The sequence below is a fragment of the Halomarina pelagica genome, from assembly GCF_024228315.1.
In the GTDB taxonomy this organism is placed as follows: domain Archaea; phylum Halobacteriota; class Halobacteria; order Halobacteriales; family Haloarculaceae; genus Halomarina; species Halomarina pelagica.
This window is the reverse complement of sequence record NZ_CP100458.1, coordinates 66,961-81,511: the sequence shown is the minus strand read 5'-3', so window position 1 is coordinate 81,511 and position 14,551 is coordinate 66,961. Positions and strand designations below refer to the sequence as shown.

Here is a 14,551-nt window from a genome sequence, read left to right as displayed (position 1 = left end):
CAGCACTACTCTTCACCAGCTCTCAACGTGATTCATGTCGCGAGTTACCCACACTGAGGAGAGATTCCACGCAGAGCTTTGCATTGCTTCCCATCGTTCGTCAAGGCTCTTCGCTCTCTTCCCATGCGGGACGTGGTGTTGGTGAGGGAAGCTCCGAGACTACGGTTCGGAGCTCTTCTTCCGTCGTCCAGGGGAAGCATTGACCGTGCAGTTCGAATTTTCGGAACTTGTTGAGATGGACCCAGCTGTACGTCGCTGGCGCGTTGCCCTCGCTCTCTCGCTCGTCGACCACATCCCAGACCTCCTGTTCGGTAATGTCGATATCAGTACTTCGCGCACGCTCGACGAGAGACGTAATTTCCGTCTGTCTCTCATCGTCGGTCAACTCATCGGTGAACGCGATCTCGACGGCAGCCTGGATGACGTGCTGTTTCGACGCGAGATTCGACTCGGAGACCCAGGTGTAATCGCGCGGGAACACGTATGACTTCTCGAAGTAGGGCGCGTCGTCGATCTCGCCTAGTTCTGGTGCCTCGCCACCACTCTCTTTCTCGAACACACCGACGATGTAATCGGTATAGGTCGCGAGCAAGGAGAACATGATGTCGAACGTGTTGAGCCGGTCGGTTGGGAGCTCCACGAGATCGCCCATGATGAAGGGATAAGCACCAAGCTGCTTCGTGAGTTCATTCTGCACTGCACGAAGGCGACGGATGTATGGGTCACGGTAGCTGCCGAGAATGAAGTAGGAAGTGCGCTGACTCCAGAGATATGGGAGCTCACGCTGGGCGAATCGCCAGATATCCCGTTTCTCTGCGGGCTCAAGTTCAAGGCCGCCAACAGCCTCGTGAACGAGCTCCATGATGGCCGCCGCGTCAGGCGGTGGGCTGGGACCACTCATCGGCTCCTTGTTCTAACCACTACACCATATTCCTTCTGGACCAATTTGGTCTTTAGGTGAAAAACCAACTCGGACAACCCTAACCGTTATAGCAACGCTTACCGTAGCAGTACATATGAGCGAGAGCAATACTGGGGCTGCCGATACAGGGCCATTTGCAGAGCAGCAACGGCTCTTCAAACTCCTCTCGCAGGACACCCGCCATCTCATCATTCAAGAATTGCTTGGACATCCTGCCCACCTCATGTCTCTTGCCGAACTCGAGTACATGGTCGGCAAGAGTCAGGCGGCGATCAAAGATCAGCTAGAGACGCTAATTGAGGCAGGACTCCTGGCGCAGTATACGTACGAACCAAGCAAAGAGAAACGGGACCTTCCCTCACAATTCTACGGTTTTACTGAACACGGAGTTGAAATCCTCTACGACTACAAGTACCTGCGTGGTCTCCCGATTGCCCGCGCGCTGTACGAGAACACGCGCAAGACGGAGAAAATCGAGCGTCATGAAGCAGCGCCGCGTCCTGATCTCCCAGCAGCGGTAAAAGACGCGCTCACATTCGATGAACCTAATCTTGAGTCGGTCAACCAGAGTGGTGATCAATAGTTGTGGCTGTCACAGAAGTGAGCCGATGGCTGAACTTGAGGGAGAGAGTCATCCAAGTGTCGCGCGATTGCGTTACGGTTAACGCTGGGTCTGTGATCTCTCAATAGGATTCCCTATAGGAAATTCTAATAGAATGTATATAGGGAACGGATTGACGTAGAAATCAGGAGCTTATTTGGTAACTGGACCGCGATAATCCCAATTCAAGCTATCTCCCTTCCGCCGAACAACGTACTTGTAGGGCCCATGCAGCTGACCACTCTGGCATTTACAGTTGTCCTTCCCACAGCTGACCTTCTTGATCACGACAGTTCCATCGCTCGATTCCTCTACGGCCTGAATAGACTCACCGTCGTCGACGTCGATGTCCTCAGCAGCGACGTCCTGACGATACGCAAGTAAGTCGTCGATCCATTCCTGCAGCACGCGTAGGTTCTCGTCGTTTTGTTTTGGCACACCGTCGGCAAGATACTGAGGGAGCGAATTGGGGGCAGGTGGTCGAGTCGCCATCGTCTTACCAAACAGATAGGCGGTAGCAAGATTAAATGTTTGGTAAGACACGGTGAGCAGACCAATCGACGAGTGAATCCACAACGGATCTGTCGAGACTGGTAACCCCCTCCACCGTTTCCGAAGCAAACGCAGGCTTGAACGCTCATAGACGCCGAATACACGGGAATAGGACTGCATCGGAATTTGCGGTTCTCACGCCAAAAAGACACCCCACTGTTTCCGAAGCTCTCAACAGGAGGTCGAATACCACTCCACTAGTTCCGAAGCTTCCCCGAAAGGCAAATTGATATGGTCGGAAGAGAACTGGCCGGGTCTCCAGATAAGCCGGTATAGAGCACGAAGATGGTGTGACACGTACGATGTGCGTCACGGACAAAGAAGACGATAAACCAAAGGTCGACCCTCCACCGTTTCCGGAGCTATCGTTGGGTAGAGATCACGGAGACCCTCACTCCACCATTTCCGAAGCTTTTCCCTCGCGAAGGAGAGAGGGTATGAGAGAACAGGCGTGATTTTCCGGGGATCGAGATAAACCTCGTCTATTTTGCCCTTCTAACCTAGACTTAATTCCTATCCAACATATTGTTTCTGCGCTATTGCGGTTATGGTTACTGTGTAGCTGTCTTAATTCTTTTGTTTAGTCTAGACTCCTTTTTGGAGAGTGGGGGAGGTGTTTGAGGAGTAGCTTCGGAAACAGTGGAGTGAGAGGGTTATATAAAGAATCAGTGCTTCGGAAACGGTGGTGGCTATTCTATTTATAAAACTCGAAGCTTCGGACGCTCGGGAAACTTAGGAAGCGGTGGTTTTATGATAACGTGGCGTGAGGTCGTCTCTCATGGGGATGTTTCAACGGGACCGTCAGGTGTTCGCGGACGCCGAACCGCTTGACGACTCGTATGAACCCGAGGATATACGCGAACGAGACGAGGAACTCGAGAAGTACCAGCGTGCGTTACAGCCGGTCATCGATAACCGACCGACGTCGAACATCTTCCTGTACGGGAAAACAGGGACGGGGAAGACCGTCGCGACGAAGTTTATGCTGTCGCATCTGGAGAACGACGCCGCTGAATACGACGATGTTCAGCTCTCGACGGTCTGGGTCAGCTGCGAGAATCTCTCGTCCTCCTACCAGGTTGCTGTCGCGCTCGTTAACGAACTCCGCGTGAATCAGGACAAAGACCGAATCAGTACGACAGGCTACTCACAGCAACGAGTATTCGATTTGCTGTATGAGGAACTCGATGCACTGGGGGGAACTGTGATTGTTGTCCTCGACGAGATCGACAATATCGGTCATTCGGACGAAATCCTATACGGACTCCCACGAGCGCGTTCGAACGGCTACGTCGAGGACGCCCGACCGGTTATTATTGGCATCAGCAACGACTTCCAGTTCAGGGATAACCTCTCGCCGAAAGTCAAAGACACGCTAGCTGAGAAGGAGATTCTCTACCCGCCATACGACGCAAATCAGCTCCGATCGATTCTGCGGCCACGTGCCGGGAAGGCGTTCTACGACGACGTTCTCAACGACGATGTGGTACCGTTGTGTGCCGCATTCGCCGCCCAAGATACGGGATCAGCTCGACAGGCGATTCGGTTGCTTCGAGAGGCCGGCGAACTCGCTCAAGCAGAAGACGCCGACACCGTGACTGAGGATCACGTCCGTGATGCGCAGGAGGAACTCGAAAAAAACCAGCTCTACGAAGGGATGCAGGAACTCACGACGCAGGGACACGCCGTGCTCTGTGCGCTCGCCTACCACCAGGCACTCGACGAGGTTCCCGTTCGATCCCGTGATCTCTACCAACGCTATGTGAAAATCTGTGACCGGCTCGATGCCGATAGCGTGAGTGAACGCCGTGTCCGTGACCATCTCTCCGATATGAATATGCTCGGTCTCATCAGCGTCTATGAACGCAACGAGGGACTCTCGGCTGGCCGCTACCACGAGTACGAGTTGGACGTTCCGCTGAAAGCTGTTCTTGATGTCCTCCTCTCCACACATCGCTTCGAAGATGTCGCGAACATCATCCAATCAACCGCAGATGACAATAATCTGCTCCAATCCGATATCTCCGACTATTGAACAGCGTTTCTAGCGAAGTTGCTTTATAACCGCAGTTAGAGTAGTCTCTGGTGTAGCGTAAAGCTCCGGAAACGCCGGAGGGGGTCTCAACGAAAACCGAGAGCTTAGGAAATGGTGGAGGGGTTGCTCTAGACATTCCTCTATGATATCGGTTTGACGTTCAGTGAAGGTGTGACTGGTGGCTCTTACCAAACATTAGCGATTGATGTGGACCGGCTGTTTGGTAAGATTCCTTTGTTGCGAGGGCATGCCATTCGTCTGAATATTAGCAGTTGGGAAGCCATAGCAACAATCAGTGTCGTCTTCGTATTCACCCAATCTCTTTACTCTAACTGCCGTTTCACCACTTTATCAAATTCGAGATTGCGTTCATTCCAGCGACACATTTTTGAAACTCTCCTGAGTGCGATAGTCCGTGCCGATTACACGAGCGAAATCAATTGACTCTCTTTATCAGGAATGCAAGGATTTCGACCTTGTGCTCGTGCCCGATGCGCCGATGGCGAGTGCACTAAATCAACGTCTCGACAAACCACATTTCGGGCCATTCGCGATCACTCCTCGGCGTCTCGCTGCTCGACGCCGAGAGCAAGCAGAAGACCGACTCGCATTTCTCGAGCTAATCCAGACAACGGACCTCGCCTGGAAGGAAGCCGCTTACGCGGTTGGGAATCTCCTCCAGTGCTGGGAGTACCAGGCGACTGCCGACGCCATCCTTGAGTACGAACGGTTCGCGACCGACGCGACGCACACTGCCGTTGACTGCGTCGCTGAGATGGACACGACGTCTCGCCGTCTCACCGAGTATTCCGTCGACGACGGCACATCAGTTGCAGTCGTCGGTATCAAGCAATTCACCGCCCTCGAACGTTCGGTCCTTCCATCTGAGTACGAGACAATCGATCCGTTCACAGACGAACCGTTTGATCATTCACCGTTCCGAATTCTAGATTCACCTGCTGCGATCGTCGACGTCGTACTCGATACGGTCACACAGGAAAACGCCGATGATGTCGGTGTCGTTCTCGATGGCGCCAGCCAATATTCCTCACTTATCGAATCGGCACTCGAAGCAGCCGATATTCCATACTACGGTGGTCCAGGATTCAACGACGATACTCACCACCGTGCGTTTCTGCAACTCCTTCGGAGCGTCCACGCTGGACAGGACACGCGCGTTGGGGATGTCCGACCTCTGCTCACCCAACTGGGGATGTCTATCAACATCGAGCACGATGAGAAGCGTCTCTACGACCTTGATCGACCAGAAGTCGATTGGCTCCTCGAATTCCGTGAGGAGGTCAGCGATGACACTTTTGCGGGTGCTATCGAGGCCTACGAAGCAGTCACGGATTCCGCTCTCGACGCCCTCCGAGACGAACTCGAAACGCTTGGCATCCTAAACGACGTAGTCTCTGAAGTCGCGGTTGATCGTCTCGAGTTCTATCTGCAGTCGTACGAAGTTCCAATTGATCGCGAAAACGAAGGTGTCCTATTAGCAGACGCGAAGTCAGCTGCGCACGTCGACCGCCCCGTCGTGTTTTATCTCGGTCTCGATGAAGGGTGGACGCACTCATCGCCACGTAGACCGTGGGTTGACCAGGATCAGGAATTCGAACGCAACATCCGCCAGTTCCAGCTCATGCTTCAGAGTGGTGTCGACCAGTATTACCTCGTACAGAATACTGCCGGTGGGACGCCTGTCACACCGTGTCTCTACTTCGAGGAGCTGTTTGATGAGGAGTTTGAGCACTTCAGCGAGCTCGACTCAATACACCACTCCCGAACGTTCCGACCGACACAGGACGGTTTCGAGAAGGAATCACTCGACATTACTCCCGAGGAAGTCGCTGCGCTCAGTCAGTCAAGTCTGAATACGTACGTCAACTCACCTCGAGATCACTTCTTCAGTCGCCTCGTTGATAATCCGGACAAGGACTACTTCAGAGAAGGCAATTTGTTCCACGATTTCGCGGAGTTCTACGTGGCCCATCCAGACGTTATCGAGGACGAAGCACTCGATGAGATTGCGACGGTGATTCTCGACGAGGTTGATCCGTTCCTTCGGAACGTCGACCGCGAGGTTCGACATACCAAGTACCGTATCGGTCTGCAGACGATCGTCGAATTTTTAGATACCAACCCCCCTCGCGGTGATGAGTTGCTGGCGACGAGTGGTGGCTGGGGTCAGAATTTCTTCGCTGCGTACTACGACCACCCCATAGACGCTTCACACACGGAACGCTGGTTCGAGAACACTGATCTCGGCCTGAAAGGGAAGATTGACCTCGTTCATGACCCGACACACCTCCTCGATTACAAAAGTGGGACGAAGAAATCGGCTTACTCGATTGTCAAGCACTCCGCGCTTGATCCGCCGAGTGACAAGCCAAACTTCCAGGCACTGCTATATCTCGCTCACCAGCGTACCGAGCAGCCGAATGAGGAGCTGCGATTTGCGTTCTTCCACTTCCTCGAAACGATTGATGACGTTGTGACTGGTGAGGGTTCGCTCGACGACTGTCTCACAACGGTGACATACTATCCACTCACCTATGAGGAGTACATCGCGAGACCAGCCGTTTTCACTGAACTGCAGGAGGAGGCCGCAAACGACTGTAACAAGACGTTCTCAAAGACGGAGTATGAGGTATATCGAGTAGTCTTCGATGCGTACGAGTTCCCGTCGACGCGTGACAGCGACGAGCTCATCGACTCTGAATTCGGTCAGTGCCTGACCGAGCGAATGAAGGCCGAGGTCGGGAACTACAAATACGTCACAAAGGGCTGTAAGCAGGCACTCAGGCACTTGCTTCGGATCCGAAACCAGAACTACTTCTCCGACGATGTGGACGCTTTTGAGCAGTTCATTCGGGAGCGACTCGACGAATTGAATGCCCGCCGTGCTGGTGAGGAACGCTTCCCGGTCCAGGGACTCGGTGGTGACCCGAATTATCGCTACGTCAATAACCGCGATTGCATCCTAGAGGGTGAAACCCGATGACGTCGCCCAACGACCAGCAACAGGATCTCATCGACAGCACCGACGGCATTCACGTCGTTGACGCTGGTGCGGGGACTGGAAAGACGTTCACTGTCACTCGTCGATATGCAGCGATCGTCGACCAAGACGACATTGAGCCGGAGGACGTCCTCCTCGTGACGTTCACCAACAACGCGGCGACGGAGATGAAGGATCGAATCGTCGCCCACTGTGACTACGGGATGCGTGAACTCTCGGATGCACCGATTCAGACATTCCACAGCCTCTGTCATGATATCCTCATGGAACATGGCTTCGAGGCACCGACGCTCCTCGGCATCGACGACCGCATTACTGGGTCGACACGCATTCTCGAAGACGAGAACGTCGAGAAGGCGCAGTTCCACGAGTTCATCCGTCGATTCAGCGACGACCACCCCGAGTACGACGACTTCTTCCGCGCCGTCGAGGAACCAGTCGAACTCCTCGGCTTGATCAATCAGCTTGCGGCGAAGGGTGTCTTCCCGACAGCTGATGGCTGGTACCGGAACGGCGAGCGGTATCTGGACGGTGACTTCGAGGCGTTCCGTGAAATCTTCAATGAGCTGAATCAGCCCCGAAACAACGGGAACAAGCAGTCCAAACTTCGCTCGAAACTCGGGGGTTACGGGAACGACAAGTGCTATCTCCCAGACGCACCCGAGGAAGACGAAATTCGTGGCGGATGGGGGGAGAAGCAGGTTCCCGCTGGCGTCGCACGACTAGTGTTTGACGAACAGCGAGAGGACCTCAAGAATTTCGCCCACGACGTCTACCACGAGTATCTGGAGTTCGCGCTCAGTCGGAACTATCTCAACTTCGGCTTTCTCCAGCTGTTCGCGTTCGTCCTGCTTTGTGACGACCACCGACTCCGCGACGACGTCACGTTCGAGTACGTGATGATCGACGAGTTTCAGGACTCCAGTGAGATACAGTTCAAACTCGCCCTCCTGCTCGCGGACACGAACAACGTCTGTGTCGTTGGCGACTGGAAACAGAGCATCTACTCGTTCCAGTACGCCGCCGTCGAGAACATCACCGAGTTCGAGTCCCGACTGAATCGGTTTGTGGAGGAATTGAACGAAGACCACGAGCGAGTGTCGTGGGCGACACGCCCGATCATCGATATCGAACTCGTCGAGAACTACCGGTCGACGCAGGCCATTCTCGACTTCTCCGAGCACAGCTTGGTGACACCAGCTGCGAGCAAGGACAACGTCGACGCGGCGGCCGTCCGAGATAGAATTGTGTCGCTCTCATCGAACGCCGCGCACGAGAACTCTCATATCGAGGCGATTCGACACGAAGACGAACACGAAGCCGTTCTGACCAAGATTCAGGAGATCGTCGGGAACGAAGCGTACCAGGTCGAAGAGGACGATGAACTTCGTCTCCCGGAGTACGGTGATATCGCCGTCCTTACACGGACTCGTGATTTCGGCCGAGAACTCCTCTCTGTTGCCGAGGAGTACGGGTTGCCGATGGCGTACGAGGGCGGCATCGAGTTATTCCGGTCTGACCCGGCGAAGCTTCTGCTGGCGTGGCTGCGAATTCTCGAATCCGACGCAGAGCGAGGGTGGGCCGTCGTCCTCGAGGAAGCTGGCTACACGCTCGACGAGGTCAAACACGTCCTCGATAGCGCAGAGTACCCCGACAATATGCAGGCGTTCAAGTCGGAGCTCGCGTCACTGGAGACGGTCGGTGGGGTCGCCCAGCGAGTGTTCTCCCAGTACGACTACGACGGGGCGTATGCCGACGTGCTGCTGACGACGATACAGTCTGTCCACAGCGCGACGACGTTGACACGAGGTGACCTCATCCGATTCATCGAGCGCGGCATCGAGGACGGGAGCACTCACGAGGTTCACGCGAGCGCCGGCATGAACTCGGTAACGGTCCAGACTATTCACGCGGCAAAGGGTCTCGAACACCCTATTGTTGTGCTCGCGAACATGAACTCCCATCGCTTCCCACCGTCGGGCGGGAACAGTAACGCGATCACGTTCGACGATCCGATCGGGCTATGCCAACGGAAGCTCTACGCCGACGACCACGGGTATCCCCACATTCACGACAACTGGCAGACCGACGTCCTTCGGAAGTGCCTGCCGCGTGGCTACGATGAGGAACGACGCTTGCTCTACGTCGCAATGACGCGGGCTGAGAGCCACCTCGTGTTCGCTGCAGGCGAGAGCCCGAACACGTTCGTCGAAGAGCTCCCGGTCGACCTCGAAGAACTGGAGCCTGACGTTCAGGAGGACGACGTCAGCGAAACGACGCAGGCGCACTTGCAGATTGCTGTGCCGACGCCGGACGGCCCAGTCGGACACTCACCACACACGCTCATGCGCGACGATGTGTTCGAGGACGTCGACGATGGGAGAGGGATCGCGTTCGGAACGCAAACCCACGAGTTCGCTGAGCGGTACGTGCTGGAGGGGAATGTCGAACCTGCGAACGACGACGAGCGTCACATCAAGACATTCCTGGACTCGCTCGATGGTGAGTTGCGAATCGAGGAGGATGCGTATCTGCCGCTCACTGTCGACGGCGAGCAGGTTACCATCTCTGGTATCGTTGACCTCGTTCACATTCGCCCCGATACCGTCGAGATCATCGACTTCAAGACCGACCTCGGGCGGCACGCCGAGGATGAGTATCGGAAGCAACTCAGCGTATACTATCACGTCTTACGTGAGTGGTTCTCTGATCGAGACGTGACTGCCGGGATCTTCTATACTGCCGAAGGCAACCGCGTAGACATTGACCCGATGTCGAAAGCAGACTTAGTCGATCTAACGAAAGAGGTGATGAATGACCCAAGTTCGACTGTGAGCTGAGCAATAATAGCCTCGGCGCGTCTCGACGGCATCGGAATTATCGGAACCATATCATATTACTACCTCACTCCAGCTGCATCGCTTTGCTAGCTGCTTCGATCGGATCAGTGTAGAACACTAATTCAAGTTCGTCGAGGATCTCGTCGGGAATCTTCGCGAAGTCCCCTTTGTTCTTTGCAGGCAGCAGTACTGTTGAGGCACCGGAGTCGACCGCCAGCTGCAACTTGTCTACCAGCGATCCAACGTTCACCAGTCCTCCCATGAGACTCATACTTCCGAGAACAACAAGTCCTGGTCGAACTGGTCGTTCGAGAATGCTGGAAATTGTTCCAACTAGGAACCCAACACTCGTTTCGGCTCCCTGAGTGGCATCTGAGGGGTTTATCACTTGGATTTTCACGTCATGGTCGTCCAGTGATTCATCTTTAGACAACTGCCGCATATTGGCTTGAAGGTAGTCGTACGCCGTCTGGAACTCTTCTTTCATCTCCGACCCAGGGGTTCCGGAGATGCTCTTTTTGCCCTTCCCTGGGAGAGTTTGTGTCTCGATTCGGAAGACGGCATTCCGTGATTCGGATTCTCCGATTGTATAGATCGTGCCGGGCTGTTGGGTTCCCTGGGGAATGAGTGTCTCTTCCGCTTCTTCTGGGACAGTGACGAATACCTCTTCGCGAGTCTCTAAATCGATGTAGGAGAAATTGACCGCACGATATTCCATTCCCCCGATTCGCTTCAGTTGCTCTTTGACACGACGGCGGCCTTCTATCGCGAATTCAAGATACTCACGCAGTTCTTCCTTGGTGTATTCCCCGTGGGGGTGAAGCATTTTCAGGAACCCAGAGACCGTCTTGCGTACCGCTTTCTCATCGCGTTGATTGAGATGATCTCCGAGAGCGAAATGCTGGTTGATTGCATCAGAATACGAATCCTTCCGAAGCTCGCGCATGAATTCGGAGAAGTAGTCGACGATAAAGCCGAACTGATCGTCGAAGAATTCGGATCGCATCTTGGGCACTTCCCACCCTGGAAGGTAGTAATGGAAACGGTCGATGAGGGCAAGATCCTGCATTTCGTCCGGGAACGGTTTGAACAGGTGTGAGCTCTTGAGGACACCTTCGATATCGAGGTCTATGTTGCCAATGTAGACCATCGACGCCTGGGCGGTCAACTCTTCAGTCCCGCGTGAGAAGCTCCCCGATTCCATGTAGTCCTTGAGCATCTGAACTGCTTCTGCATCGGTAAACCGGAGGCCGCCGACCTCGTCGAATGCAACGACGTCCCACCGACCGACCAAGCCAATCTGGCCTGTATTCAAGTTCAAGAAGAGTTTAGCGACCGTTGTTTTTCCACCGGAGATAAGGATTGAGTGTGGACTGATCTCTCGGTAAAGATAGCTTTTCCCGGTTCCCCTCGGTCCAAGTTCGACGTAGTTGTAGTTGTTTTCGCAAAGAGGTAGACACCGCAGTAGGAACAACATCTTCTCGCGTTCGTTGAATGAGGATGGATCGTAGCCGACGCTGTGTAGCAGTAGGTCACGCCATTCGTCGCGTGTAAACTGACGACGTCCTTCTTTGATCTCCTCGAGGTTCAACTGCGATACCTGAATCGGCTTGAAGGTCTCAATGCCGAACAGGCTCTTGCTGGAACCGGCGTTCTCTGGAATGTACTCTAAGTCGATGATCGCCCAAACGCCGCCACCCAGTAACTTCGGATGCTTGCTAACGAGGTGCTCGTTGATCTCTACATCGTTGAGATTCAGGTTGACGAACGACCCAACGTAAGCGTCCTGCTTCTCGTCTAGTCGAACAGAAACCTTGTCGATGACCCGATATCGTCCCCGCTCCCGAACCTCTGACTTGACGAATTCTGCTTCGTCAGGTCTCACATAGTGTTTCTTGAGAATGTTTTTGACAGTCTCGACGCCTTCCTCAATTGCTGCGTCACTGTCGGTCGCACAGTACTGTCCGACTAGATACTCAAGGACGTACGTCGGGACGTTCGCTCCGGATTTTATATCCTGAACGATGTCCTTCCGGACCACTCGCCCCGAGAAGTGTTCAAGCGCCTTCTGATCGAGATCACGCCGAGCCATTAGACATCAAACCCAAAGTCGTCCCGTATTAGCATATCAATCTCTGCCTCCTGTCGGGCGACCGTTTCACGAGTCTCCTCATCGATCGCCTCGAAGATGACGGTACTATCCTCCTCGAGTTCCCCGCTCTTCAATCGTAGTGTCTCTTCATTCCCCCCCTGGTTGATTTCGATGACCTTCGGCTCTGCCACTTCTCGTCCGTCGACGGAAGCCGTTAACCGGAGCGTTGGCGTGCGCTCGAACGAGATCTGATTACTTCGCGCATTGATCTCGATATCGATGATGGTGTTCGTTACCTTCTCGGGGAACGTCACCTCGTACTCAACAGGGGCCTCTTCTTCGAACTCTTCTGTAGCGATTGTGAGGCACGGAACAGCGAGTTCCTGCATAGAGATGCCGCCGTGGAAGTATTGCATGTTTCCACCAGCCTGTTTGAAACAAGCCACACTTCTGGGGAAGTAGACTCGCAGATTCGGAGCATCGATTCCGAGTGCATCGAAGTGGTTCGCCTCGAATTCGACAACCTCTCCGCCTGCAGTAACGACATCATCACTCTCCGCAAGTGCGAAACGGCGCTTTGTCATCTTCGCACCGTCAAGCGCCTCAATTTTTAGATCGTCTGGCAAGCGTTCAGTATAGAGGAATCCGTGGTCTGCAGTGACGACGAACCGGGTGTATCCGACAGCTCGGAGGCGCTGAACCACATCATCGACGTCGCGGACGTGCTCAGCGGATTTCACGAGAGCGTCATCGTCATCGAGGGTCTCACCGAGTTTGTCAATCGTCCCGGAGTAGACGACACGAGGTGGTTGGCCCTCTTCTTTGAGATCACTTTTTCTGGTTCCGAGTATATCGCTGAGGTTACTGACTGTAAACCCGGCCGCCTCGAGCCGGTCGACTCGATCAGCTTTTCGCCTTATCTCTTGCCCGGCCACCTGGACGTCGAGGTCACCATTCTGCAGGCTCAGGGACAACTCACCCGGAAGATGAGCGGCCATCCCCACCTCCGTGATCGACGGAAGGGCCGCAGAAACGTGCCCCAATGATAGATCGATTTCGCTATCACCCTTCTCGATTTCACCTTCTAGTTCCTTGGCGAGTTCGTACCGTAACCCGTCACAGATTATCACCGCGGTCCCCTTGTCGTTCGCCACATACTCGTCGAAGAACTGGGTCTGCAACGTGCCGAGTTCCGGTTCGTCCGCCAGTGCGTCAGCAAGCGGGCGGTTCAGCGCCTTAACGAAGCGCGTGTAGTAATTCGTTATCCGGTCCCGAACTTCATCGAGCCCATCGACGTACTGGCGAAAGTCCATCGCGCTTTGAACGTACCGCCGATACTCGGCATCGATTTCCCACCATCCATCGGTGTAACCCTCGGCAAGACTTTGGGACGTGTGGTTCTCGGATTCGAGCTCGTTAATGGCGGTCGACGCCGATTGAACGACGGTTGTTCCGTGGGTGAGGATATCCCAATAGCCGACAAACCCCTCTTCATACCAGAACCCGTCTCGCCGTCGCTCAACCGCCTTTGCAATCGACTCCGCTTCTTCCGGCATCTGCCCAAACTCGACCTCTGAAAGTCGATCGAGCATGAGCTGAAAGAGGCCATCGTCGATCTGGCGAAATGCCTCTCCGTGCCAGTCGAGAGAATCGGAATCGACGACAGCACCCGCGATGTTACGGTCTTCAGCAATTCGCCCGGCAAAGTCGAGGTACGTTCTCGTGTCGTGACGTTGCCAGTACGAACAAAGGCGGGCTGCTCCACGAGTGTCATCCGCAGCAAGCTTGTCGAAGCGCTCGGCTGGTGAACGATGCTGGACTTCCCCGAAGAGAATCTGGGTCGCGATCTCTTCAGCGTCAAGACCTGCATCGATACCGTAGTCCGATTTGAGGGTGGTTCCCCACTCTGCGCTCTGATTGAACTCCTCGATCGTCTCACGGTACTCGTCGGGGTTGGCTAGATACTCGACGACGTAGTCTCTGGGAGAATGGCTGTGCGTACCGAATAGGACACAAAAGAACGCCCGGGTGAGTTGCTCTCGGTTCTGTCCCCAATTCTCGTAGCCATCAGGAATGCGGTCTTCCTTTCCGACGAGGTACTTGTGTGCTGCACTCTCGCCGATGTCCGCTCCCGGGAGATACTGATGTCCCAGACGGTGGATGTCCATGAACCAGTCTGCCTCGTCCCGCCAGAGAGGAATATAGAACAGCCACTGCTCTTCGATATCGTTGTCTTCCTCCCAGAGACGGCGTTTCAGCTCGAAGAAGCTCCCATCATACCGCGCCACGTTCACGCCACGGTCTTCCATCTCCGTCTCGATGTCGTCGATGATATTGGAGTACTTCTCGTGGGAGTCGTACCACACCCAGACCGGGTACCGATCGAATCTCTCCTCGAGATCGGCGATGATTTCCGCGGTCGTATTAGTCATTGGTTGTTACGAATCTCGGCGGGGACTTGATGCTTATCGCTTACGTTGAAGCTTT

Annotated in this window: 8 protein-coding genes; 4 read left to right on the top strand and 4 right to left on the bottom strand. The window is 54.5% G+C overall.

Going from position 1 to position 14,551, the window contains the following annotated elements; translation table 11 throughout:
• Positions 1–100: 100 nt before the first annotated feature.
• Positions 101–901 carry a DUF8170 family protein gene (locus NKI68_RS22925; protein WP_254547357.1) on the bottom strand — a complete coding sequence of 267 codons (801 nt, stop codon included), beginning with the start codon at positions 899–901 and terminating at the stop codon, positions 101–103.
• Positions 902–1,016: 115 nt separating this feature from the next.
• On the opposite strand from NKI68_RS22925, the gene NKI68_RS22920 reads away from it, so the two are divergent.
• Entirely contained in the window at positions 1,017–1,505 is a 489-nt protein-coding gene (locus tag NKI68_RS22920; RefSeq protein ID WP_254547356.1) for a winged helix-turn-helix domain-containing protein, read from the top strand.
• 171 nt (positions 1,506–1,676) lie between these two features.
• On the opposite strand, the gene NKI68_RS22915 is transcribed toward NKI68_RS22920, so the two are convergent.
• On the bottom strand, positions 1,677–2,195 hold the full coding sequence (locus NKI68_RS22915; RefSeq protein WP_254547355.1) for a DUF6788 family protein: 519 nt from the start codon (positions 2,193–2,195) through the stop codon (positions 1,677–1,679).
• Between the two features lie 658 nt (positions 2,196–2,853).
• Here NKI68_RS22915 and NKI68_RS22910 point away from each other — a divergent pair.
• The 3 genes from NKI68_RS22910 to NKI68_RS22900 all read left to right on the top strand — a co-directional run bounded on the left by NKI68_RS22910 (position 2,854) and on the right by NKI68_RS22900 (position 9,972).
• Positions 2,854–4,110 carry a Cdc6/Cdc18 family protein gene (locus NKI68_RS22910; protein ID WP_254547354.1) on the top strand — a complete coding sequence of 419 codons (1,257 nt, stop codon included), beginning with the start codon at positions 2,854–2,856 and terminating at the stop codon, positions 4,108–4,110.
• Positions 4,111–4,525: 415 nt separating this feature from the next.
• On the top strand, positions 4,526–7,114 hold the full coding sequence (locus tag NKI68_RS22905) for a PD-(D/E)XK nuclease family protein (protein ID WP_254547353.1): 2,589 nt from the start codon (positions 4,526–4,528) through the stop codon (positions 7,112–7,114).
• Positions 7,111–9,972 (top strand): UvrD-helicase domain-containing protein, encoded by a 2,862-nt coding sequence (locus NKI68_RS22900; protein WP_254547352.1) that lies wholly within the window; start codon positions 7,111–7,113, stop codon positions 9,970–9,972. Before NKI68_RS22905 ends, NKI68_RS22900 begins: the two co-directional genes overlap by 4 nt.
• A 64-nt stretch (positions 9,973–10,036) precedes the next feature.
• Here the strand turns inward: NKI68_RS22900 and brxL are convergent, their stop codons facing one another.
• Together brxL and NKI68_RS22890 are read right to left on the bottom strand one after the other, a co-directional pair.
• Positions 10,037–12,064, bottom strand: coding sequence for a protease Lon-related BREX system protein BrxL (gene brxL, locus NKI68_RS22895; protein WP_254547351.1), 2,028 nt, complete (start codon positions 12,062–12,064; stop codon positions 10,037–10,039).
• Complete coding sequence (locus NKI68_RS22890; RefSeq protein ID WP_254547350.1) at positions 12,064–14,496, bottom strand: PglZ domain-containing protein; 2,433 nt, start codon at positions 14,494–14,496, stop codon at positions 12,064–12,066. Before NKI68_RS22890 ends, brxL begins: the two co-directional genes overlap by 1 nt.
• Positions 14,497–14,551 lie beyond the last annotated feature (55 nt).